A 24,899-nucleotide genomic window follows, 5' to 3' on the forward strand; every position below is an offset into this window, starting at 1 on the left:
GAATTTCTATGCTTTCATTTTTAGCATCTAAACCGGGTAAACCTATTCCCGATAGTGAAATCAGAGAACGTTACAATCGTTTGAGATGGCATGCCTTGTTTGGCATTTTTATCGGCTATGCCGCCTACTATATTTTACGCAATAATTTTTTGCTTTCTTCGCCTGAACTTATCAGCGAATTTGGTTTTACCAAAAAAGATATTGGTTTTATTTCCGGCACCATGCTGATTGTGTACGGATTGAGTAAAGGATTTATGTCTGCCTTTGCCGATAAATCCAACCCAAAACATTTTATGATTTTCGGCTTAATGATGTCGGCTGTCGTAAACTTAATGATGGGATTCAGTGCATCATTTTGGGTGTTCTTATTTTTATGTATTTTGAATGGTATCTTTCAAGGAATGGGCGCCGGGCCGGCTTATGTTGTGCTCGCCAGCTGGTTTCCTCGAAAATCCCGTGGTGTAACAACAGCCGCATTTAATATTTCCCATAATGTTGGGGGCGGCTTAGTTGCACCAATAGCGGGAGCAAGTATTGCCTGGTTAGGGCAGGAACACTGGCAAGCAGCACATTTTATCGTACCAACTGCCATTGCTACTGTGGTGGCGATTATTTTCTATATTTTCGGCACAGGTCGAACCTATAACGAAGGTTTACCGCCTACCAGTAAAATTCTGGGAACAGAACAAGAAGAATTGGTTGTCACCAAAGAAGAAAATGTCAATTTAACCACATGGGAAATTTTTAGAGATTATATCGTTAAAGACATTAACGTTTGGTTTGTTTCTTTTATTGATGTATTCACCTATATGATCCGTTTCGGGGTATTAACTTGGCTTCCGCTGTATTTACTGGAAACGAAAGGCTTTTCTAAAGGACAAATGGCGACTGCCTTTGCTATCTTTGAATGGGCCGCCATCCCCTCTACCTTGCTAGCAGGTTGGTTGACTGATACCTACTTTAAAGGCCGCCGTATGCCGTTAGCAATTATAACCCTAGTTGGGGTCGGTATAGCGATGTTTGCTTACTGGGGAGGGCAAGATTTGCTCACCGTGACCATAGGTGCAGGCATTATCGGTTGCTTAATCTATGTACCCATGTTCCTCTCTTCTTTGCAAACCATTGAACTTGTGCCTTCATTTGCCGCAGGTTCCGCAACGGGCTTAAGAGGATTACTCAGCTATATTCTTGGAAGTTTCTCCGGTACAGCATTGTTCGGTATTCTCGCCGAACGTTTTGGCTGGAACGCGGGCTTTTATTTACTTCTGTTTGCAGTATGCGGTTGTATTTTCTGTTGTTATATGACTCACTTAGGTGTACTGCGTTTAGAAAAACAGCATAACAAAGACAAATAAAACAAATTGGAATAAATATGCCCCGAAAGATCATTCTCGGGGCAATAATATTGGCGGAATAAGACTAACTATTCCTTGGGAATAGGAGATTTTCGTTCCCTTGATTATTTACTCATTTGAATATTCCCCCTCATATCAATGAAAAAGAACACAAACAACGAAAATATTGTAGGTTGTAACGTTATTAAGAATAAAAAATGGAATGAACTATTAAATAATAGCTTTTGAGCGAGAAAAAGTGCGGTCTATTTTTCTTCTATTTTTGTAGTTCGACCCATTAAAAATTTATACGAGATAAAATTTCACTGAAATCAACCGCACTTTTGGGGGAGATAAATTATTTGGAGCGTGACACTCAGTACAATAATCACTAAAGTCTAAGACTAAAGTGATTATTGAAAAATAATAAAGGAATTGTCTATTTTTGATGTTTCTGCAACCATTGTTGCATAAATTTAATTTCATCTTCTTGAGCCTGAATAATATTTTTAGCCAGTTGACGTAATTCAGGATCTTTGCCATATTTCAGCTCAATCTCAGCCATTTTCACGGCACCTTGATGGTGAGGGATCATACCTGCTGCAAAGGCAATATCAGCATCTTCGCTTTCCATTCCTTTCATCATATCTTGATGCATTGCGTTCATTCCCTCCATCAATTCTTGTTGCATTGGGGTGAGCTGAGCATCGTGTTGATGATGGGGAGTGCTTGCTATTGCCGTTGCACCAAGTGTCAAAGCAAATAATGCGATCATTTGTTTTTTCATAAATCCTCCATTGGGTTAATTGAGTGGGCAGTTTAAACCCTAACCTTAGGTTAAGGTCAAGCACATCCAAAATTAATGAAAAAACGCTTACGTCCGTGCTAAATGAGCTATTCCTATCGACGCTTATCAGTCAGTAGTCTGATTAATTTTTTATAATTCAGTCTTGAGGGAGGTTTTGGGTAATTCCACTTTTTCTAACCAAGTGGCTTTGTTTTTTTTGGCATTCGGGCTGATAGCGATGTGAGACATTTTGCTATTTCCTCGTTCTGACGTATGGGGCATGCATAGCTATGATAATAATCTCACTCATTCATCTTTCAGTATTCCGTCAAATTTATGTTTGTCAATTAGGTTATTTTATAACTGAAACGCTTGACACATTTAACACAGATTTCAAGTATGGTTAAAACTTTTTCATTTTTAGAGTAAAGTATCAATCATAGATTAAAGGATTTAATAGGAAGAAAGACTTAGTTTACCGCCAAAAATACCTTGAAATGATATATCTATTTAAGTACCGGTTCTGATTTAATGGCAGTTTTAGAAGAAAGCATTTCTTTTATTGACTGAATAAATCAAAAAAACAAATAGCTTCAAGAGCAGGAAGAATTTATGTTCCATTTTCCCAAATGGGACGATAAGAAAAAGAAAAAAGCTATCTAAACCCAAATCTCGACAACATCCCTCTATAACTTACCTATTCCCCACCACCTTCGCATAAAAAATAAAGGGAGCAATTTCCCCTTATTTTTCATTTAGTTAAATAATCCCCAAACATTTTAAAGATGGTAATTGTTTTTCTAGAAACTCATTGTAGAGCGCTTTCATCATCGCCTTGCCTTCACTATCATCCTGTAAGGTTTTCCCCTCTTTTGCCATAAATAACCCGTTAGACTTTAGTAAGTGCCAAGCAAAATCCAGTTGTTTATGCTTTGCAATACCTTCAATATGCGCCAGTAAAAACCAACGCTGTACCATATCAATATGATGTGCACCACCGGAAATAGGGCTAACAAGATAATTAATACTGAATTGTGAAGAACGTGATTGTTCTAATACGTAACGATTAAAAGCAATGCAATGTGGTTTAGCCTGTTCAATGGCTTGCTCTGATTGCACAACTACTAAGTTATTTTTTCCGGCAAGGATTGCCAAAGCATTAAAAATATCTGCTTCATTAAAACGCTCCTTTAGGGTTTCAACAATTTCTCTCACCAAATGAATCTTATGATCCTGTAAAATATCTAATACAGGATTAAATAACTCTTCATTTAAATCAATATTTAAATGGCTTGAGGCTTTCATTTCAATTTGCTGACGGGGTGTATGTAGCAATACGCATAGTTTTTTCCACGACTCACTTTGTTCATAGCTGTTTAACCGACGTGCCCCCTTTACCCAAAAATCCTTGCGAAATTGTTTATTCAGGATAAAGTCCTTAACGGTTTGAGAAAAGGATAGATTGCTAAAACCCGCCATTAATTCGCGTTGTTCTTGATTGTATAGAGTCTCATTAAAATCGTCTAAATAATTACTGGAACAGGCAAAGGTTAGCTTAGCCTGCTCCAACCATTTTTGCATATCGGCAAAATACATGGGTTGCCAGTCTTTATTCAGATATTCATGAGCAATATAATTTGGATCTTTATCTTTCAAGTTTCCGAGACGAGATAATAGCTGCGGTGAACTTTGAGTAAGCGATGAACTCTGACCAAATACCTTCTCGACAAATTCCAAACTATCTTTGATATTTTGTTGGCGGCTATTAGCAGTAGAGGTCATCGTATTATGGTGTTCAAGCAATAAATGACGCAACGGTGAAGGCGCTGACCAACCCGGCAAGGTGTTATAACTGATATATAATATGCCGCCAACTTTTAATTTTCGACGAATAAAATCTACTACAATAGTACGATTTTCATCGGAAATCCAAGACCAGATACCGTGCAAGCCAATAAAATCAAATTCCGGTAAATCGTCACGTTGACAAAATTCATTAAAACCTTGGTCGGCAATTAAGGCGCCATTATTGGCTATATCTGAAAGATGACGGGCAAAATTCGCTTGGGAAGGATTAAAATCCGTAGCGTACCATTTGGCATAACCGGCGGTTGCATGTGCATTTACCGATACACCTTGACCGAACCCCAGTTCACAAGCGTGATATTGTCTGCTTAGGATTGCTTCGGGTAATGCCAATCCTGCCATTAAAAAAGGGATAACGGCATTATTCGGATTAAGCTCCGAATAATAGCCAAACGTATAATTTATATCGCTAACATAGCCTTCTGACCAACTAGACATCAAATCTCCTAAATAAGTGCGAATAGCGTTAAATGATATTGTTCAATGCTGAATGTTTATCCTCGATGATCTGCCAACCATTGAACCATTCTTGGATCACGGTGGTTGAAAATGATCTCATCACTGTTGAGCGTAGCAATTTGAGCGAAATCTTGCTCATCAAGGGTAAAATCAAAAATATTTCTGTTTTCAACCATCCGCTCAATTCTAACGGATTTTGGAATAATTGCTACGCCACGTTGATTAAGCCAACGTAATACGACTTGCGCGACTGATTTTCTGTGCTTTTGTGCTATACCGGTTAAAATCGGGTTGTTGAAAATCTCAAATTTTCCTTCAGCAAGTGGTGCCCATGCTTGTTGCACAATATCCAATGCCTTATGGAAAGCGATTTCATCTTCACGTTGATAGAACGGGTGAGTTTCAATTTGGTTGACTGCGGGTACGATTTTATGGCAAGTAATTAAGTCCATTAAACGATCCATATGGAAATTACTCACACCAATCGCTCGGGCTTTACCTACTTTGTATAAATCTTCCATGGCACGCCATTGTTCATGCACATCGCCAAAAGGTTGATGCATTAAATAGAGATCTACATAGTCTAACCCTAGACGATTTAACGAATCCTCCAGGGCTTTTTGGGTATTTTCATAGCCATTTTCACGCTGAATCCAAAGTTTTGTCGTCACAAAAATTTCTTCACGGGGAATACCGCTTGCCTTAATCGCACTCCCTACACCGGCTTCGTTACCATAAACAGCGGCGGTATCAATTAAACGATAGCCGGTTTTTAATGCCGCTAATACGGCTTTTTCAGTGTCCTCATCGCTCACTTGAAAGACACCAAACCCCACCATTGGCATTTCAATGCCGTTATTTAATTTTACTGATTTCATTTTGCTCTCCTATTTGATTTGAATAAATTTATTATAGCGAGCAAAGATGGCTTTGATTAGCAAGGTATTTTTTGATAGCCTTTTGAATTAAATTCAACAATCAACAGGATTTAAGATGATTGAAAATATGAATGAATTACGCAACTTTATTATTGTCGCACAAGTAGGCAGCTTTACCAAAGCCGCAGCACGTTTAGGCGTATCGACTTCAGCATTAAGCCATTCCATGCGTAAACTGGAAGACCAGCTAAAAATCAAACTATTTAACCGCACCACCCGAAGCGTAGCCACCACAGAGGCAGGCGAGCAACTTTTCAAAAAACTGTTCCCTCTATTTGAAAGTATTGAAGACAATGTGAATGCCTTGAGCATTTTTCGTGATACTTTAAACGGTACATTGAGAATCAATGGGGCGGATCACGCTTTTTTATATGCCATTTGGGATAAATTATTGATATTCATGAAAAAATATCCTGAAGTAAAATTAGAACTTACCAGCGATATGAAATTTGCCGATATTGTTGCCGGTCGTTTTGATGCCGGCATTCGTTTGGGTAAAGAAGTGGATCAAGATATGATTGCTGTTCGTATTTCTGATGATATGCAAATGACTCTGGTGGCAAGCCCACAATACCTAGAGAAATACGGCATACCAAAACACATTAATGATTTACCCCAACACCAATGTTTGTGCGTAAGAATGCCTACCTCTGAGGGGTTATTCGTTTGGGAATTTCGCCACCCCAAAACGAAAGAATTAATTAAATTTACCCCATCGGGTAAATTGATTGTCAATAACAATTTCTTAGTCAAAAAAGCCTGCCTATCCCATTTAGGCCTAGCCTTGATTCCGAAAGACAGAGTCTCAGAAGAATTAGAAAATGGCGAGCTCGTTGAGGTCTTATCCAACTATGCCCTCAACTATGAGGGGTATCATCTTTATTATCCTAATCGCCGCCAAAACGCTCCCCTATTTAAAGCCTTGGTGGAAGAATTAAAAGCCTAAATAAATGCCAAAAAATAACCGCACTTTGAGCCAAAAACTAAAGTGCGGTTAAATTTGAGTAACTTTTATTGAATAATACTTTATCTAAGCACTCACTCTTTCTCTTTCAAAGTAAAGAATTAATGACCACCGCAGCCACAACCGCCATGTCCGTGATGATCGTGCTTATGACCACCGCCACAGCAACCACCGTGTCCATGATCGTGGTCATGATGGTGATGATGGCCACCGCAACCACAGCCATGCCCCTCTTCATCGCTATCATGATGATGGCCGTGAGCACCGTGAACGTGACCGTGCGCAATTTCTTCCAATGTGGCTTCACGTGTGCTAACAACTTCAACGGTGAAATGTAATTCTTGACCGGCTAACATATGGTTACCGTCCACCACCACTTCATCGCCGTCAACTTCGGTAATCACCACTGGAACAGGCCCAATATCCGTATCAGCTAAGAAACGCATTCCCACCACTAACTCATCGACACCTTGGAAAACATCTTTCGGTACGCGTTGAACCATATTTTCATTGTATTCGCCGTAGCCTTCTTCCGGTTGAACACGAACTTCAAATTTATCGCCTACCGCTTTGCCCTCTAGGGCTTTTTCTAGACCAATCACTAAGTTATTGTGACCTTGCAAATATTCTAATGGTTGATTTGCCGGTGCTTCATCTACTAACACACCATCTTGGGTACGGACTTGGTAAGCAATGCTCACCACCACGTTTTTTGCTACATTCATGAGGTTTCCTTATTGTTTGAAAATCGTAGTCATTGTATAGAAGAAAAAATAATTGTATAGAAAATTAATCCTTAAGCAATTCAATTCGTGCATTTGCACGTACTCTCACTGTTTCCTTTCCATTCTCTAAAAAGGCATTATCTGCTGTCGATTCCGCAGATAACATCGCCACTTTTGCCGCACGAGGCGAAGCATAAGCCCGAATTGGTGCCAATTCATTTGCCGATGAAATCTCTAAATCAAGAATTCGGTAGTTTTTCATCTGTAATGAATGCTGAATTAAGGTGGCTTTATTTTTGAATTTTTCAATAGCGGCTTGAGTTAATTCATTTTCAACACCCATTAATTTCTCAGAGGATAATGTCGCATTCACATCTTCCACAGCAAGAACACCATCAAGTGAAGTCATCACGTTGGATAAGGCTTGAAAATCTTTACTTTCCAGCACTAAGGTTGCCCGTGTAATCCAACCATTCTTTTTCCCGTCTTCCGCATAGCGAACGGAGGTATGACGGGAATTGCCTTTAATTTCAATCGCACTTTGCCCTTTGACAATGCCCACTGCTTTATTTAAACGCTCTGAAATCGTTTGGTTTAAATCCGATAAATTTTTTCCCTCTACTTGGTAGAACAAACGGACACTTAATAGATCTCGCTCAATGTTTTTTTCGACTTCTGTACTAAATGACACAATATTGGTTTGCGGAGGCAAAACATTTTCCGCCAAAACAGAGGCGCTAAAGGGGAGGGCAAATAGGGCGAGACCGAAGGCTTTTAATTTCATAAATTTCTCCAAAAAATGACCGCACTTTATTTATGCGGTCAGCTCAGTAAATTAGTGTAAACGTGGGTCTTCGACCTCGTCTTCATCAAAAAATTCACCATCATTGCCGTATTCATCTTCATCGGCGTTCGGGTCTTCAAAGTAGGTTCCCCAACCATCATAAATCCCTTTATGCTTTTCAATTAAGGGCAAAATTTCTTTTTGCTGGGCATCAATAATTTCCGCTTTTAATTCCACTTCGCTGATGATGTCAAAACAGAAAATAGCTTTCCCATTATCATCTTCAAATTCTTCCGCCTCGGATACTTCATAGCCGGCTTTGAACGCATCCACGGCAATTTTTTCTAACAAATCAAAATCATGATGTGCGATGTGATGTTCAATAATATAAAGAGCGGAAGGATCGCTGCCGTCATTTAATAAATCGGTAATAATTTCGCGGGTTTCCTCTTGAAGTGCGACAAAATCAGTCATAGTCAATTCCTTAGTTGGCGTGAAAAGTGCGGTTATTTTAGTGGATAAATCCACAAAAGTCGCATAAAATCTCGCAGACAAAACAAAGTCTCTACATACTCTAACAATACATATCAAAATCATGCTTGAACAACTCCCTTACCTCACCTTAAAAACGCCGCTAAAATCCACCGCACTTTTAAAGCAAGAATGTGCCGATTTTATGGTGATTGAAGATCTTGGCTATAAAATGTCGGGGGAGGGGGAATTTGTCGCATTAAAAATACGAAAAACCGGTTGTAACACCCTATTTGTCGGCGAAAAACTGGCAAAATTTGCCGGCGTATCGGAACGCAATATGGGCTATGCCGGTTTGAAAGATCGTCAAGCGATAACGGAACAATGGTTCTGCCTACAAATGCCCGGGCAGGAAACGCCGGATTTCACGCAATTTGAATTGGAAGGCGTAGAAATTTTAGAGGTTACCCGCCATCATCGCAAAATTCGCACGGGAAGTTTACAAGGCAATCATTTTGAAATTTTGCTGCGTGAGGCACAGGAAAGCGATGAATTAAACGCTCGGTTAAATTTTGTCTCAAATTTTGGTTTTCCTAATTACTTTACGGAACAACGCTTTGGGCGTGACGGTCATAATCTCACACAAGCACTACGTTGGGCGCAAGGCGAAATTAAGGTGAAAGATCGCAAAAAACGTAGCTTTTACCTCTCTGCCGCACGGAGTGAGATTTTCAATTTAGTGGTAGCGGCACGTATTGAACGGGGGATTGCCCAACAAATTTTGCCGAATGATATTGTGCAATTAAATGGTTCACACAGTTGGTTTAAAGTGGATGAGTCGGAAGATTTAGCAGCATTACAAGTGCGGTTAGATTCACGAGATATTTTACTCACCGCGCCGTTAATCGGGGAAGAAAATCTTATTGCGTCAGATATTGAAAATGCCATTGTGGCACAACATAATGCCTTTTCACCTTTGATGAAACAAGAAAAAATGAAAGCGGCGCGCCGTCCACTATTAATGCGGGCACAGGATTTCCAATGGCAGTTTGTTGAGGAAGGATTAAAACTCGCTTTTTATTTGCCGTCGGGCAGCTATGCCACGGCACTTATTCGAGAATTAGTGAATTATAAGGAAGCATAATGCGAATTTTATTAAGTAATGATGATGGTTTTCACGCAGAAGGCATTCAAGTTTTAGCGGCGGAATTACGCAAATTTGCTGATGTGGTGATCGTTGCACCGGATCGCAATCGAAGTGCGGCATCCAGTGCATTAACTTTGGTTGAGCCGTTACGTCCCCGCCATTTAGATAACGGTGATTATTGTCTTAACGGGACACCGGCAGATTGTGTACATTTAGCATTAAATGGTTTTTTATCCGGTCAAGTGGATTTGGTGGTGTCGGGTATTAATGCCGGTTGCAATATGGGCGATGACACGATTTATTCCGGCACAGTGGCGGCAGCATTAGAAGGGCGTCATTTGGGGCTGCCTTCCATTGCCGTTTCCTTAGATGGTCGCCAACATTATGAAACGGCGGCTCGGGTGGTGGCGGATTTAATTCCAAAATTGCATAGCCAGTTATTAAATTCCCGTGAAATTATTAATATTAATGTGCCGGATTTGCCTTATGACGCACTCAAAGGCTATAAAGTTTGCCATTTGGGTTATCGCACTTCTGCAGCAGAAGTCATTAAGCAAGAAGATCCCCGTGGTGAAACCATCTATTGGATTGGCCCTGCCGGTTTACCGGAAAATGAACAAGAGGGAACGGATTTCCATGCGGTAAAAAACGGTTATGTTTCGATTACGCCTATTCAAGCCGATATGACAGCCCACCATTCAATTCAGGCTTTACAAGATTGGCTGGAACGTGAATAATGCGACGTTTTAACCTAACGGTAACAAAGGGTAAATAGAATGAATATTTTTGGGGCAATGTACGATAAAACTATGGAATGGTCAAAACATCGTTTTGCCACATTTTGGCTGTCTTTTGTGAGTTTTATTGAAGCAATCTTTTTCCCGATTCCGCCGGATGTGATGTTGATTCCCATGTCGATGTCGAAACCCCAAAGTGCGGTCAAATTTGCCCTTTATACGGCAATCGCTTCCGTTCTCGGCGGTATGGTGGGTTATGCTATTGGTTATTTTGCTACGGACTGGGTTCAGGGGATCGTGCAACAATGGGGCTATGGCGAGCATTGGGCAACGGCAATGACGTGGTTTGAGCGATGGGGCGTACTGGTTGTTTTTGTTGCCGGTTTCAGCCCGATTCCTTATAAAGTATTTACGATTTGTGCCGGCGTGATGCAAATGGCATTTTTCCCATTTGTATTGACCGCATTTATTTCCCGTGCAGCGCGTTTCTTGCTTGTCGCAAAATTAGCGGCATGGGGCGGAGAAAAATTTGCAGCAAAATTACGTCAATCCATTGAAATTATTGGCTGGTCAGTTGTTGTTCTTGCTGTCGCCGCCTACTTTATTTTGAAATAATAGGATATGTTATGAATAAATATTTATTTGCGTTGTCTATAGCTTTCGTTTTATCGGCTTGTTCTTCACCACCACCGAAAGATCCAGATGCCTTACCGAATGGTATTATGCAACCGGTTGAAGGAACCGGTGCCGTTGCAGGTGGAAGTTTTATGCCGGAAATAGAACAGCAAACTATGCCAAATACAATGAAATAAGAAGGAAAAATAAATGAAGAAATCGTTTTTATTATTACCCTTGAGTCTCGCAATTTTAAGTGCGTGTTCATCTAACACCCAAGCACCGATTGAAAATGCCGGAGGTGAACTTTCTCCGGGGATTATGCAGCCGATAGATAATAACAGCAGTGGAAGTTGGCAACCTGAAATTCAACAAAATACCATGCCGAATAGCATGGGCAATAGCGTACCAAATAGCAGTGTACAACCGACCTATAAACCAGTACAACCTATCACGCCCGCACCGGTACAGCCTCAGACAAAAACGGTAACCAAAACCGTGTCTGACTGCACAAACTCCGGCTCAATCAATGTGCCACGCAATCCAAATACCAATGCACCGGATTATAGCCAAATTCAAAAAGGCTCGTACAAAGGAGAGACCTATAAAGTCAATAAAGGCGATACCATGTTCTTAATCGCTTACTTAGCAGGTATGGATGTGAAAGAGCTTGCTGCAATGAATAATATGTCCGAGCCTTATAGTCTGAGTATTGGTCAAACCTTAAAAATCGGGAAATGTGCGACAAAAACTATCACAACGACAGTGCCGGTGAACAACCCAACTGCTACAGTACCTACCGAACCCGCAGTGACTTATACGCCTGGCGCAAATGGTACACAAATTGGCTCCGATGGAACGGTTATCGGACCAATCAAATCAGGTGTAGGGGTAGCCTCTACCGTACCGACACCTAGCACGCCAACAAGTGTTCCTACTCCTGTCGCAACAGGCAACACAACACCGGTGAATGCCAATGTCGTTGCACCCATTGCGTCTAATATCGCATGGCAATGGCCTGCTAACGGAAATATTATCCAAGGTTTCTCAAGCTCAGATGGTGGTAATAAAGGAATTGATATTGCCGGTTCTCGCGGACAATCGGTAAAAGCCGCAGCGGCGGGTCGCGTTGTATATGCGGGCAATGCATTGCGTGGTTATGGTAACCTGATCATTATCAAGCATAACGATGATTTCTTGAGTGCTTATGCACATAACGACAGAATTCTCGTAAGCGATCAGCAACAAATCAAAGCAGGGCAAGAAATTGCCAAAATGGGGAGCACCGGCACCAATAGCGTAAAACTTCACTTTGAAATTCGTTATAAAGGTAAATCGGTTGATCCGATTCGTTACTTACCAAGAAGATAACCAATAGGCAAAAGAGCGGTCAATTTGACCGCTCTTTTTTCTATTCGGATATGAATTTTTTCCGTGCGGAAATGTACGCCAACGAATCAGTTAGACAGTTAGCGGGCGTGTTAAAGCAACTTATTGATAGCGCTATCCGAATAAATATTATTACTCATTCCTTAGGGACAAGGATGGCACTGTCTGCGATGAATGTGTTGGGTGATTTTGATGGGGAATATGATGACAAAATCGATAACCTCACCATGTGGGAAGCAGCAGTGGCGGATAATGCCATGACAAATCTAGATAATTACGAGAAAAAGAAAGCCTATAATCCGGTGGCAATGGAGATTTTCCCATATGCCTATAAGGTACCGAAACATATTACCCTGTTGTTCAATTAGACCCAACAGCTGATCCGGTTCAACCCGTGTTTATAAAAAAGCAGCTATGACGGTGCCATTTTATGAGACAGAGAAATTTAAAACCCGTAGCAGAACTTTTTGGCTTTGGGTGGACGTTCAGATGCGTTATTTAGCCCTGATAAAAAATGGATTGTTGGTGGGGAGAAAATAAAAGGGATTATATGTGGAACCTTAACGATCTCACTTCCCGACTGGAATTGGACGATATTATGGGGTTATGGGCCCCGAAACACGAGCCTATGCTCAAAGCCGACTCCCACCGATTCCGGATGGCATTAATTTAGCTTCTCCGAATACAGTGACTTATGCCTTTGTTAGTGATACGGAATTTATTCAGCTTACGGAAACAGGTAGGAGAGAAGGTACAGGCAATACATTTATGAATTTATATACATTAGGCGACCCCAAAATCAAAGCTTTTATCGAAATAGGAGACACTCCCACTATTTCAACGAATTTCTACGAGCTAATAGTGTTGCCTCCGCTCAGAAAGCTCATATTTTAGTGACAGGACAAGCGTATCACGGCGGCATCAACGTTTACCGCTATCATCCCGATAAAATGGAATTAGAAAAAATCTGGGTGGCATATTAGCGGGAAAGTGCGGTGGGTTTTCTAAGTGTTTTTAAACATAGTTACGTTTTTCTTTTTTGAAAACTGTAAGGTAACACTATTTACTTTTTGCAGTGTGCTGTATAAAATCCTTTTCACATTTAATTAATAGGGGAAGCCTTATGCTAAAAATGAATGATTTGGTGAAGCTCAGCCAAACTCCGAAATCGACAGTGTTGTACTATGTGAAAGAGGGGTTGTTGCCTGAGCCGTTGAAAGATAAACCGAATTTTCATCTCTATGATGAGCGCTGTGTGGAATTATTGGCATTTATTAAATATCTGCAAACCAATTTCAATGCCAGCATTTCTCAAATTAAACAACTTTTTTCCCACCCTAATTTTGATTGGCAAAATCCTTACGAAAGTTTAATTTCGCTGATTGGTATTATTATGGGGGCGGAAAATGAAACCTTTTTGCCATCAGAACTTTGTCAAGAATTCTCAATTTCTGAAACTGAATTGCAAGCTATGGTCGATGATGGCTTGCTTAATCCGCGCGAGGGCGTTTTTACAGCAAAAGAGCGGGATATTCTCGCCATTGTTTGCCGTTGTAATGAGGCGGAACGTGAAATGGTGAAAACCTATTTACAAACAGCTAAAATGCTTGCGACACAGGAAGTGAATCTCACCCTATCCGCACTAAAAGACAGCGAGAAAAAAGACGAAAAACTGAAACATCTTTTTGATTTACTGTTGGTGCTGAAGCCTTATGTGTTCAATATGCAAACTTTAAAAATTTACCAAACGGAGAGCGTGAAATGAAACTCTTAAAATATGTGGGTTTTGTGCCTTATTTGGCGATTGCTTTTTTGAATGCGAGCGTGGATCTTGCTCACAAAATTACGATTCAAAATGTGTTGTTGAAAAGTTTTGAAGGCAATACGTTAGTGGTGCTAACGGCGTTAATCAACGCAATGATTTTATTACCCTTTATTTTTCTTTTTTCACCTTCGGCATTTATTAATGATAGATTCTGTCGCACCAAGGTGATTCGTTGGAGTAGCCTGGCTGCGGTGGGTATTTCAACGGCAATTTTATTCAGTTATGTGATTAGCGAATTTTATCTTGCCTTTGCCTTAACACTGATTTTAGCCGCGCAAAGTGCGGTCTATTCTCCGGCTAAATATAGCCTTATCAAATCCATTGTCGGCACGGAAAATATCGGGCTTGCTAACGGTGTGATTCAAGCCTTAACTATTGTGGCGATTTTGTTTAGCTCTTTTGCCTTCTCCATTTTCTTTGAAAGCTATTATGTGCCTTCTAATGATCCGAATGAGGTGCTGCAAAGCGTTTGGATGATTGGCATTGGTTTAGTCGTGTTTAGTTCCCTTGAAGCGTTTTTCGCTTTCAAAATTCCTTTCTTTCCACAAGAAAAAGAAGAAAATGAAACATTCTCTGCTACTAAATACTTATCTTTCGGCTATTTGAAAGACAATCTCCATACCTTGCGTAGCGATAAAAATATTTGGTTAAGTGTGATTGGCTTGAGCCTTTTCTGGGGCGTTGCACAAGTGATTGTGGCGGCATTCCCTGCCCATTACAAAGCGCTGTTTAATGCGGATAATGCGGTGATTATTCAAGCTATTCTGGCGGTAAGCGGTTTGGGATTAATCATCGGGTCTTACCTTGCCGGGCGTGCTTCCCGATTACATATTGAATTAGGCATTGTACCGGTTGGTGCATTGGGTATTTTTGTTTCGATCTTTGGTTTAACACTAGTGAGTACCAATGTCTCATTAATGTTATGTTCCTTCGGATTTGGTTTTTTTGGCGGTTTATTTATCGTGCCGTTAAATTCGACCATTCAATATTTCGCCCCTGAAAAAATCAGCGGCAAAATTTTGGCGGGTAACAACTTTATCCAAAATGTCTTTATGGTCGGCTTTTTACTACTTAGCATTGTATTCGTCGAATTTAGCCTTTCCACTGCCGGTATTTTTTTAACGATTTCTGTGGTTTGCTTATTAGGCAGCCTTTATGCGATGTGGCAACTGCCACATTTATTCGTCCGTTTGTTACTCTTGCCTTTGTTGAAGACCAATTACCGTTTCCACGTAGAGGGATTAAAAAATCTCCCGCAAAGTGGCGGTGTGTTAATGTTGGGTAACCACATTAGCTGGATTGACTGGATGGTGTTGCAGGCAGCAAGTCCTCGAGCGATTAAATTCGTGATGTTCCGTCCGATTTACAATAAATGGTATTTGACTTGGTTCCTGCGTATTTTCCGTGTGATCCCTATTGGTGCGGGTTCAAGCCGTGAATCCATTGAAATGATTCGTGAATACTTGGTTCGTGGTGAAGTGGTAGCGTTATTTCCGGAAGGGCATATCAGCTACAACGGTCAGATCAATGAGTTCAAAAAGGGCTTTGAACACGTATTAAAAGATTTGGATAACGTGACGACCGTACCATTTTATTTACGTGGTTTATGGGGCAGCAGTTTTTCCCGTGCAGATAGTTTCTATAAAAATCTCACGAAAAAACAAGGTAAACGTGAAATTTTAGTGGCGTTCGGTAAACCGATTCACGGCTTTATTGATGCGGCGGCAATGAAACAGAAAGTGCTTGAGCTTTCTTTCTCTGTATGGGAAAAAGTGATAGCAAAACGCAAACCGATCACACACCATTGGTTGAACAGTGCGAAATCCAACTTGTTCAAGGAATGTGTGGTGGATGGGCAGGGTATGAAACTGAATAATCTCAAGTTTATCGCTGCCGTGTTGATGTTTGGCAAACAACTTAAACAAACTTTAGGTGATGAGAAAAATGTTGGTGTGTTGTTGCCAAGCTCGGCTATCGGAGCCATTGTGAATATGGCATTGATGGTGATGGGGAAAGTGCCGGTCAATTTGAATTATACCCTCAGCCCTGAAGTGATGGAAAAAGCCCTTGCTAAAGCAAATATTAACAAGGTTATTACTGCGGAGAAATTCTTAAATAAACTAAATGCTAAAGGTTTTGCCTTTGATGAAGTGTTGGCGGGAAAAACAATTTTTGCGGAACAATTAGGCAAGAAAATCACAAAAAGTGAGAAAGTGCGGTCATTTTTAACGGCGTTTTTCGCCCCGCGTTGGTGGATTAAATTAATGTATTTTGCTGATGTGCGTTTGAATGACACGGCAACGATTTTATTCAGTAGCGGTAGTGAAGGCACGCCAAAAGGCATTGAATTAAGCCATAAAAACTTGCTCACTAATATCAAACAGGTGAGTGAATTACTTAACTTCCAAGAAGATGATGTTATTTTAAATTCTTTGCCGATCTTCCACTCTTTGGTTTAACGGTAACCACCTTAATGCCGTTGTGTGAAGGAATAAAAATGGTGAGTGTTGCTGATCCGACCGATGGTGCAGAAGTGGGCAAAATGTGCGCCCGCCATAATGTGAGTATTATATTTGGTACTTCAACATTCTTCCGTTTGTACGTCCGTAATAAAAAATTGCGTCCATTAATGTTGCAAAGTGTGCGAATGGTGATTGCCGGGGCGGAAAAATTGAAAGCGGATGTGAAAGAAGCCTTCCGTTTGAAATTCGGTTTAGAAATCTACGAGGGATACGGGGCGACGGAAACGGCACCGGTAGCAAGCGTGAATATGCCAAATATTTTAGATCCCGATAGTTTAAAAGAATTTACCTTTAATAAGGCGGGAACTGTAGGTATGCCATTGCCCGGTACAATTATCAAAATTGTCGATCCGAATACTTTAGCAGCATTGCCAACAGGCGAAGACGGGTTGATTTTGATTGGCGGCGGACAAGTGATGAAAGGCTATTTGGATGATCCTGAAAAAACCAATGAAGTCATTGCCGAACTTGATGGCGTGCGTTATTACAAAACCGGCGACAAAGGGCATATTGATGAAAACGGCTTTATCACCATTGTGGATCGCTATTCCCGTTTCGCAAAAATTGGGGGAGAGATGATTAGTCTCGGTAGTGTAGAAGAAAACATCGCACAAGTGTTGAACGATGAAAACCAATTTGTTGCGATTGCGGTGAATGATGAGAAAAAAGGCGAAAGTGTCGTGTTGTTAGTGAAATCGCTACTCAGTCTTGAGGAAATTAATACTCGCATTAAATCCCTCAACGTACCGCCAATTATGCTCCCAAGCCAAGTATTCTTAGTGAATGAAATCCCACTTCTCGGCAGTGGAAAAGTGGATTTTAAAGGGGCGAAGAAATTGGCGGAGGAAATATTGAGCCCATAAGGAAAAAGAGCGGTCAATTTGACCGCTCTTTTTAGCCTTGGACTATAAACTAGGCGTTTTTATCATCAATTAAAATACTTTCTAATGCAATTTCAATCATTTCGTTGAAAGTTAATTGACGTTCTTCCGCACTGGTTTGTTCGTGAGTGCGAATGTGGTCGGAAACCGTACAGATGGTTAATGCACGAGCACCATATTCAGCTGCGACACCGTAGATTCCCGCAGCTTCCATTTCAACACCTAGAATGCCGTATTTTTCCATCACATCAAACATTTCAACATCTGGCGTGTAGAATAAATCTGCTGAGAACAAATTCCCCACTTTCACAGCAATGCCTTTCTCTTTTGCGGCTGCAACTGCGGCAGTCGCTAAACCGAAATCGGCAATAGCGGCAAAATCATTATCTTTAAAACGAATACGGTTTACTTTGGAATCGGTACAAGCGCCTAATCCGATCACCACATCACGCAATTTGACATCCATTTTTACTGCGCCACAAGAACCAACACGAATGATTTTTTTCACACCATATTCAGTAATTAATTCTTTTGTATAGATTGAGCAAGATGGGATTCCCATACCGTGTCCCATAACTGAGATTTTACGACCTTTATAAGTCCCCGTGAAACCGAGCATATTCCGGACATTTGTGACTTCCTTGACATCATCTAAAAATGTTTCTGCGATATATTTGGCACGCAGTGGATCGCCTGGCATTAACACCGCATCAGCAAATGCGCCCTCAGGTGCGTTAATATGTGGAGTCATATATTTACCTCTTTTTGACTAATATTTGAGAGAAATGCACCACGCTAGCCGTGATGCAAAATAGATTGAAATTAACCGCACTTTAGAGTACTGCGCCACTCAATCCGATAAAAAGCCCAGCGATGGTTGCACTCATTAAGTTGGCCAGTGTACCTGCAATAACCGCTTTTAAACCTAAACGAGCGATATCGCTGCGGCGATTTGGCGCCATTCCACCTAGACCACCGATTAAAATTGCAATAGAGCTGAAGTTTGCGAAACCACAAAGTGCAAAGGTAATAATCGCTTTGGTTTTTTCACTTAGTATCACTGCGGAATCAGGTTGTAAATATTTGGCAAATTCAAGGTAGCCCACAAATTCGTTTACCGCTAATTTCATCCCGATCATTTGACCGGCAATACCTGACTCTTCCCAGGATACACCAATTAAGTAAGCTAGCGGTTTAAAGATCCAACCAAAGATAGATTGTAAAGTTAAATCACCATATCCAAACCAGCCACCAATACCGCCTAAAATACCGTTAATAAGCGCAATTAACGCCACAAAAGCAATCAACATTGCCCCTACGTTTAAGGCTAATTGCATACCCGCACTTGCCCCACTCGCCATGGCTTCTAACACATTAGAAGGTTTTTCGCTATCATCTGCTTCAGGTTGGGAATCAGTGAATTGTTGAGTTTGAGGGTAAAGAATTTTGGCAAACAACAAACCTGCCGGTGCAGCCATAAAAGAGGCGGCAATGAGGTAAGTGAGCGGGACGCCCATACCGGCATAACCTGCCATAACAGAACCTGCGATTGAGGCTGTTCCCCCGACCATAATGGCAAATAATTCAGATTCCGTCATACGGCTGATATAAGGCTTCACGACCAATGGTGCTTCTGTTTGACCAACAAAAATATTCGCCGCTGCAGACATAGATTCTGCTTTTGATGTACCAAGTACTTTTTGCAATGCGCCACCGATAATTTTGATTACTACTTGCATAATGCCTAAATAATAAAGCACAGAAATCAAACCGGAGAAAAACACAATAATCGGTAATACTTTCACCGCAAAAATAAAACCAATATTACTTGGATCAGCCAGTCCGCCAAAGACAAAGTTAATCCCTTCGTTACCGTAGGCAATCACATTTGCCACTGCATCAGCCGTTGCCCCTAATGCCTTTTGGCCTGCCGGCACATACAAAATAAGGGCGGCAAATCCAATTTGGATTGCAAACGCCCCTAATACCGTTCTCCAATTAATCGCTCTGCGATTATTTGAGAATAAAAACGCAATGGCAACTAACACTACCATACCAAGAATGCTCATTAAAACACTCATATACACCTCAGAATCGTTAAAGATAAAATTGGCGTCATTCTACTGTTTTTTTATTAAATTGTGTGAACTTTTTCCCTAAAAAGAGAAGCAATTACCTAATAAATCGTCAATATGTGATCGATGCCACATTTTTTTGCATAGTCGGCAAGCCGGTCGATTTCCTCTCGACTTGGCACAAGAGAGAATAGCCCTTGTTCATCCCGAGCCCCTCGGGTATGCATGCGAATAATTTTTAAGGGAACCCGGGGATAAGGTTTAAGATAGGTTGCAATTTGATTAATTAATTTAAAGGGATCAAAAAAATCCTTCACAAAAACCAACCGCACTTCTTCCACTTTATTGAGAGGGAGAAGCCTTGATAGGTTAAATAAATGGCGGGTAAGGTTTTCGTTTTTCATCCATTGTGCTTCAGGTAAAACGTTACTTGGAATCCATCCCTCACGATTTTTCCTGTCAAAACAAAGGGTTTGTAATCCCAATCCCTCGCCTTTTAAATCAAACAGAAATTTATCTGTCACCTCAATTAATGGGCGAATACGCTCAAAATCAAAAAAACCACTACTATCTAAATAGCAACTCAACCCTTGCGCACGAAATGCATTAAATAAAGGAATCAGCTTTTTATGATGTAGAGTCGGTTCACCGCCTGAAATCGTGACGCCACGAATAAAAGGAACAGCCTCCATGACTTGCTCATAAAGATAGCGTAAACTGACCTGTTGCACACCTTCAGCATAGCGTGGAATGGTTTCAGGATTATGGCAATACAGACAATTAAGCTTACAACCCTGCAAAAAAATGCTGGTGCGATTCCCTTGCCCTTCCACGTTGGAAAAAGGAATAATACGATGAAGTGGGACATAGAGAGAATCAAGCATAGAAAGTGCGGTCATTTTTTCCCTTATTTAGATAAGATATCGGGGCTATCAATTGTTTTTCTTGTGTTATCGGAAAAATTTCCAACCTTGCTAAGGTGAAAGACGTTCTCGAATCCATTCATCATTTTTAAGGCGATAACGAATACGGTCGTGTAGACGGCTTGGGCGACCTTGCCAAAACTCCATGCAGTCTGCCATCACAATATAACCCCCCCAATGTGGGGGACGAGGAACATGAATGGGATTTTTTGCGGCAACCAGCGCTGCTTTTGTCAATAGTGACTGATAACCGGAAATAACCGCACTTTGCTCACTTGCCCAAGCGCCAATACGGCTAGTGTAAGGTCGGCTGGCAAAATATTCGTCAGATTGCTTATCTGGGATTTTCTCTGCCTTTCCTTCAATCCGCACTTGACGTTCTAACTCAGGCCAAAAAAAAGTAAGGGCAACATAAGGACGATTCGCAATATCTCGACCTTTTTGACTGTGATAGTTACTGAAAAAAACGAACCCTTGATCATTCACTTCTTTAAGTAGTACCACACGGTTACTCGGTTTTCCGTTCTCTCCTACCGTAGCAACATTCATTGCAGTTGGCTCATTGACTTGACTGACTATCGCCTCATTCATCCATAATTCAAATTGTGAAAGCGGATTTTCATGGCAATCCTTCTGTGACAGTACTCGCTTACGGTATTCTTCTCGAATATGATGTAAATCCATGTTTGTCTCCTTTGCAAGAAAAAGCCCTAGTTGGCATGCTAGGGCTAGGATAGTTCTTGCCGGAACATTCGTCAATTAAGATTAACTGCACTTGCTCTTTCGTGAGGGTTACCTTTAACACCAATATGTGAAATATCACCATTTGGGAGAATTGAGTAGGCTTGACCAAAACCACGAACAAAGCGCCCTGAACCAAATGTCAATTCAATCAGATCAAAATCTGTAAAATCTCTAATGGTTTTAATACCACCAACGTCATCCATAGTTTCAGCTAACTTATCAAGGGCTTTTTCTACGATAGGATCCGCTCTTGGAATGAATCTAGCGGTCGCTTTGTAACGCAAGCGAGTACGCACAATAATCGATTTAGCTTGACTTTCATCTTCCAAAAACATGACTTCAACCTGATTTGGGTTTCTTTTCAGATTTTCATAATGTTCTGCAACGGCACTAATATAAATATAGTTTTTACCATCAAGGCAAATGATCGGAGCATAAGAGGCTATCGGTGCGCCTTCTTCATTAAGTGTTGCCAATACGCAGCTTTTCACACTTTGACGAAATTCATCAATTTTTGCTTTAACTCGGTCATAGTTTGTCGTGGCTTTACTTTCTAAACAGAGTGAAACTATCGCCTGTTTGATTGAGCTTTCATTTACCGGCTGAGGAAACTCTATGCGTATCTTCTTACCATCATTATAGTCAAAATCTAAACCGCCAAAATCGACATTAATCAATTTGACATCAGTCACCTCTTTTTCTCCACCAAATTTTTTGCAAAGGGCAATCATATCATCTTGGTGATGATCGTTCATATGAGTAACAATTCGTTTGAAATCCATTTTAACTCCTTAATCTGTGAGTGATTCAATCGTTTTACGGCTTTATAAATAAAAGAAATAATCCCTATCATTATACGGAAGAAAAAAAGATTTTATAGTCAATTTGCAAAATATAATTATTCTTATTTGTAAAATAAAAAACGAAAGTAGGTAGATGTTGCGGATAAAAAAAGTGCGGTCAATTTTAACCGCACTTTACACATTGATTTTAATACGATTTAAGAATTATTTCCCATCCACACTCACACCATAGAAGGCATCATAACCAAACGGACTTTGAACATAACCTTTTACACGTGGGCTTAACGGAGCAAATCCAACAGAATGTGCCACCGGAATCCAAGGTGCTTGCTCGTGAGCGATCACCTGTGCTTGTTTATAAAGCATCGCACGATCTTCTTTATTGGTTAAGCCAAGGGCTTTGTCCAACAAGGCATCGAATTCAGGATTTTTGAAGCGTGCATAATTGGAGTTACCGGCATTTGCACCGGCTAATAGTGGAGATAAGAAATTATCCGGATCACCATTATCACCTGACCAACCAAAAATACCCGCGGTTAATTCACCGGCTTTTGCCCGTTTTTGGTAATCCGCCCACTCATAGGTCACCGGATTTGCTTTCACCCCGACTTTTGCCCAATCCGCCATCACAAGCTCAGCCATACGTTTTGGATTCGGGTTAGAAGCACGCACGACCGGTTGGATCCAAAAATCGGTTTCAAAACCGTTTGGATAACCTGCCTCTGCTAAAAGTTGTTTGGCTTTTTCAGGATCGTAAGGATAATCTTGAACCTCATCGTTATAGCTCCAAATAGTTGGTGGTAACGGGTTTTTCGCCTGTGTACCTGCGCCTTGATACACGGCATCAATGATGGCTTTTTTATCCACCGCATAATTCAATGCTTGGCGAACCTTCACGTTATCAAACGGCGCTTTCTCCGTATTGAATGCAATATATGCCACATTCAAGCCTTTTTGCTCTAACAGCTGTACCTTAGGATCAGTTTTCATTTTGGCTAAATCCGCCACATTTGGGAACAAAATCAAATCACAGCTACCGGCCTGTAATTTTGCGTAACGTGTCGTGGCATCCGGCACGATACTGATCACTAAACGATCGAGTGGCGTACGCCCTTTCCAATAATGTTCATTTGCCACATATTGTGCAGCCTGATCAATTTTATAATCGACAAACACAAATGGACCGGTGCCCACAGGGCGATTATCAATAGTTTCGGGTTTACCTGCTTTTAACATCGCATCGGCATATTCGGCGGAATAAATAGAAATAAAGTCCATACCAAGACTTGCTAAGAAAGTCGCATCTTTTTTGTTCAAAACAATGCGAACAGTATTATCATCCACTTTTTCCACCGATTTTAACAAGCTAGGAAATTTCATTGCCTTGAAATAAGGATAAGTCCCTTTTGAAACATTATGATAAGGATGATTTGGATCTAACTGACGTTGGAATGAAAAAATCACATCATCCGCATTAAAATCACGGCTTGGCGTAAACTCTTTAGTAGTATGAAATTTCACCCCTTTGCGTAAATGGAAAGTATAAGTCAACCCATCATCGCTGATCGTCCAACTTTCTGCCAATGCCGGCTCAATATCTGTCGAACCTTTTTTAAACTCCACCAAACGGTTATACACTTGCTGCGAACTCGCATTGTAAGATGTTCCCTCCATCACCAATGCCGGGCTGAATCCTAATGGAGATTTCGCCGTACAATACACAAAAGTATTATTTGATGAAGTGGAATGATTTGTCGCTTGTGTATTTTTATCAGATGAACCCGCTTGATCACAAGCTGCTAAAAATAACGAAGCCGATACAAGTGTTAACGTTGTTTTTAATTTCATAATGAATCCTCAATTTTTAAGTGAAACTCAGGTAAGTTACCGTTTTCAATGGAAAGTTGCAAATATATGATCGAGTTTACCTATAGAAAAACCGACCAAATACCGTCATACCCTATTAAGGCTCTCTTTGACTCATATATTTTAGCTATTGCTCCCTTTATAAAGACGGGCGTACCAAGTACGCCCATCTTTATTTCAACTTAAAAGGCAGTCTAAATACAATGACTAAATAACTTCACCGATTTTAACCGCACTTTCCGGCGCATTAGAACTTCCAGCCTACCGCAGCACCGCCGGCATAATCGCCCGAATTGTTCGCGCTACCACCAATTTTGATAATCATACGACCATTATCAGTCACTTTGGAATAGCCTATTGCGATTGCCGATGCGCCACGATAAGTACCGCCCCCCACACTCACAATATTTTCCCCAGCACGAGTAGATTGTGGCAATAAACTCATCGCTACAGCAGAGGCAATACCACTACGTAAACGACGATCAACACGATTAATACGACTGTGTACTTCACCCATATTTAACGACAGTTTTTGGTTAAAATAACCTAAATTAACAGCATCATTCAAATCCTTAGGATTAGCGACATTAGTTACCCGAACAGGCTTATCAGAACCGCTATTGACTCTGACCACCTCTGTTTGACGCTGAACATCTTTGTTTGTTTTAGGATCAACATAAACAAGTGGTCCGGTCATCTGCAATTGATCCAACGCCTGACTAAGTGGTTTTTTATCAGTATCCCCATAAATATTAAAGTTGCCTTCAACATCTGAATTGCCTAAATCAATTTTAGCATTATCCGCAAGGGTTAAAGACTGATTAATCGTGACCTCTTGTAAGATGCTACTTCCCTCAACTCTCAGTTCTTTTTCAACAGTTAAATTGCCTTCAATTGTTGAATTACCTTTCGTGAGACTATCTCCTTCAATGGTCGAATTTCCTTTCACCACACTATCGCCATTAACGGTTGAATCACCTTTCACCGTTAAATCTTTTTCGATATTGGCATTATTCGTGACGTTTAAGTCTTTAGTTGTCGTTG

The 24,899-nt window shown here is 40.7% G+C and carries 22 protein-coding genes and 2 pseudogenes; 11 read left to right on the plus strand and 13 right to left on the minus strand.

Features of this window, described 5'->3' with window-relative positions:
• Window positions 1-8: 8 nt before the first annotated feature.
• Window positions 9-1,355, plus strand: a complete 1,347-nt coding sequence (locus BKK54_RS10265) for an MFS transporter (protein ID WP_077542984.1) — start codon at window positions 9-11, stop codon at window positions 1,353-1,355.
• A 418-nt stretch (window positions 1,356-1,773) separates the two neighbouring features.
• On the opposite strand, the gene copM is transcribed toward BKK54_RS10265, so the two are convergent.
• The 3 genes from copM to BKK54_RS10280 all read right to left on the minus strand — a co-directional run bounded on the left by copM (window position 1,774) and on the right by BKK54_RS10280 (window position 5,324).
• On the minus strand, window positions 1,774-2,121 hold the full coding sequence (gene copM, locus BKK54_RS10270) for a CopM family metallochaperone (protein WP_077542985.1): 348 nt from the start codon (window positions 2,119-2,121) through the stop codon (window positions 1,774-1,776).
• 759 nt (window positions 2,122-2,880) lie between these two features.
• Window positions 2,881-4,425, minus strand: coding sequence for a class I SAM-dependent methyltransferase (locus BKK54_RS10275; RefSeq protein ID WP_077542986.1), 1,545 nt, complete (start codon window positions 4,423-4,425; stop codon window positions 2,881-2,883).
• 56 nt (window positions 4,426-4,481) lie between these two features.
• A complete protein-coding gene (locus BKK54_RS10280) occupies window positions 4,482-5,324 on the minus strand; it encodes an aldo/keto reductase (protein ID WP_077542987.1) in 843 nt (280 codons plus the stop codon).
• 115 nt (window positions 5,325-5,439) lie between these two features.
• Here BKK54_RS10280 and BKK54_RS10285 point away from each other — a divergent pair, with 115 nt between their 5' ends.
• The gene (locus BKK54_RS10285) at window positions 5,440-6,330 is read left to right on the plus strand and encodes a LysR family transcriptional regulator (RefSeq protein WP_077542988.1); all 891 of its coding nucleotides are present in this window, start codon (window positions 5,440-5,442) and stop codon (window positions 6,328-6,330) included.
• A 119-nt stretch (window positions 6,331-6,449) separates the two neighbouring features.
• Here the strand turns inward: BKK54_RS10285 and slyD are convergent, their stop codons facing one another.
• The 3 genes from slyD to rraB all read right to left on the minus strand — a co-directional run bounded on the left by slyD (window position 6,450) and on the right by rraB (window position 8,331).
• Entirely contained in the window at window positions 6,450-7,073 is a 624-nt protein-coding gene (slyD, locus tag BKK54_RS10290) for a peptidylprolyl isomerase (RefSeq protein WP_077542989.1), read from the minus strand.
• Window positions 7,074-7,137: 64 nt separating this feature from the next.
• Window positions 7,138-7,857, minus strand: a complete 720-nt coding sequence (locus BKK54_RS10295) for an SIMPL domain-containing protein (protein WP_077542990.1) — start codon at window positions 7,855-7,857, stop codon at window positions 7,138-7,140.
• Window positions 7,858-7,908: 51 nt separating this feature from the next.
• The gene (gene rraB, locus BKK54_RS10300; RefSeq protein WP_077542991.1) at window positions 7,909-8,331 is read right to left on the minus strand and encodes a ribonuclease E inhibitor RraB; all 423 of its coding nucleotides are present in this window, start codon (window positions 8,329-8,331) and stop codon (window positions 7,909-7,911) included.
• 121 nt (window positions 8,332-8,452) lie between these two features.
• Between rraB and truD the strand changes: the two genes are divergently transcribed.
• The 9 genes and pseudogenes from truD to BKK54_RS10340 all read left to right on the plus strand — a co-directional run bounded on the left by truD (window position 8,453) and on the right by BKK54_RS10340 (window position 17,426).
• Window positions 8,453-9,472, plus strand: a complete 1,020-nt coding sequence (gene truD / locus BKK54_RS10305; protein WP_077542992.1) for a tRNA pseudouridine(13) synthase TruD — start codon at window positions 8,453-8,455, stop codon at window positions 9,470-9,472.
• Entirely contained in the window at window positions 9,472-10,212 is a 741-nt protein-coding gene (gene surE / locus BKK54_RS10310; protein WP_077542993.1) for a 5'/3'-nucleotidase SurE, read from the plus strand. The genes truD and surE overlap by 1 nt, the downstream gene beginning before the upstream one ends.
• A gap of 39 nt (window positions 10,213-10,251) precedes the next feature.
• Window positions 10,252-10,827 carry a YqaA family protein gene (locus tag BKK54_RS10315; protein ID WP_077542994.1) on the plus strand — a complete coding sequence of 192 codons (576 nt, stop codon included), beginning with the start codon at window positions 10,252-10,254 and terminating at the stop codon, window positions 10,825-10,827.
• 11 nt (window positions 10,828-10,838) lie between these two features.
• A complete protein-coding gene (locus BKK54_RS10320; RefSeq protein ID WP_077542995.1) occupies window positions 10,839-11,024 on the plus strand; it encodes a lipoprotein in 186 nt (61 codons plus the stop codon).
• A gap of 13 nt (window positions 11,025-11,037) precedes the next feature.
• Window positions 11,038-12,198 (plus strand): murein hydrolase activator NlpD, encoded by a 1,161-nt coding sequence (gene nlpD / locus BKK54_RS10325; protein WP_077542996.1) that lies wholly within the window; start codon window positions 11,038-11,040, stop codon window positions 12,196-12,198.
• Window positions 12,199-12,245: 47 nt separating this feature from the next.
• Window positions 12,246-12,581: pseudogene (locus BKK54_RS10330) on the plus strand (alpha/beta hydrolase); the annotation flags it as partial.
• A gap of 241 nt (window positions 12,582-12,822) precedes the next feature.
• A complete protein-coding gene (locus BKK54_RS11855) occupies window positions 12,823-13,110 on the plus strand; it encodes a hypothetical protein (protein WP_167366626.1) in 288 nt (95 codons plus the stop codon).
• Window positions 13,111-13,339: 229 nt separating this feature from the next.
• The gene (locus BKK54_RS10335) at window positions 13,340-13,981 is read left to right on the plus strand and encodes a MerR family transcriptional regulator (RefSeq protein WP_077542997.1); all 642 of its coding nucleotides are present in this window, start codon (window positions 13,340-13,342) and stop codon (window positions 13,979-13,981) included.
• A pseudogene (locus BKK54_RS10340) lies at window positions 13,978-17,426 on the plus strand (acyl-[ACP]--phospholipid O-acyltransferase). Before BKK54_RS10335 ends, BKK54_RS10340 begins: the two are co-directional and overlap by 4 nt.
• Window positions 17,427-17,475: 49 nt before the next feature.
• Here the strand turns inward: BKK54_RS10340 and deoD are convergent.
• From deoD to BKK54_RS10375, 7 genes are all read right to left on the minus strand, one after another.
• Window positions 17,476-18,195 (minus strand): purine-nucleoside phosphorylase, encoded by a 720-nt coding sequence (gene deoD / locus BKK54_RS10345; RefSeq protein WP_077542998.1) that lies wholly within the window; start codon window positions 18,193-18,195, stop codon window positions 17,476-17,478.
• 82 nt (window positions 18,196-18,277) lie between these two features.
• Window positions 18,278-19,525 (minus strand): NupC/NupG family nucleoside CNT transporter, encoded by a 1,248-nt coding sequence (locus BKK54_RS10350; RefSeq protein ID WP_077542999.1) that lies wholly within the window; start codon window positions 19,523-19,525, stop codon window positions 18,278-18,280.
• A gap of 95 nt (window positions 19,526-19,620) precedes the next feature.
• Entirely contained in the window at window positions 19,621-20,418 is a 798-nt protein-coding gene (locus BKK54_RS10355) for a 4Fe-4S cluster-binding domain-containing protein (RefSeq protein ID WP_077543000.1), read from the minus strand.
• A gap of 75 nt (window positions 20,419-20,493) precedes the next feature.
• Window positions 20,494-21,126 (minus strand): pyridoxamine 5'-phosphate oxidase, encoded by a 633-nt coding sequence (pdxH, locus tag BKK54_RS10360; protein ID WP_077543001.1) that lies wholly within the window; start codon window positions 21,124-21,126, stop codon window positions 20,494-20,496.
• Window positions 21,127-21,197: 71 nt separating this feature from the next.
• Entirely contained in the window at window positions 21,198-21,968 is a 771-nt protein-coding gene (locus BKK54_RS10365) for a HugZ family heme oxygenase (RefSeq protein ID WP_077543002.1), read from the minus strand.
• A 225-nt stretch (window positions 21,969-22,193) separates the two neighbouring features.
• Window positions 22,194-23,837: an ABC transporter substrate-binding protein gene (locus BKK54_RS10370; RefSeq protein WP_077543003.1), complete on the minus strand. Its 1,644-nt coding sequence runs from the start codon at window positions 23,835-23,837 to the stop codon at window positions 22,194-22,196.
• Between the two features lie 265 nt (window positions 23,838-24,102).
• On the minus strand, window positions 24,103-24,899 hold a 797-nt coding region (locus BKK54_RS10375), incomplete at its 5' end, for a YadA family autotransporter adhesin (RefSeq protein ID WP_208605823.1).

The organism is Rodentibacter genomosp. 1, assembly GCF_001999285.1.
Lineage (GTDB): Bacteria > Pseudomonadota > Gammaproteobacteria > Enterobacterales > Pasteurellaceae > Rodentibacter.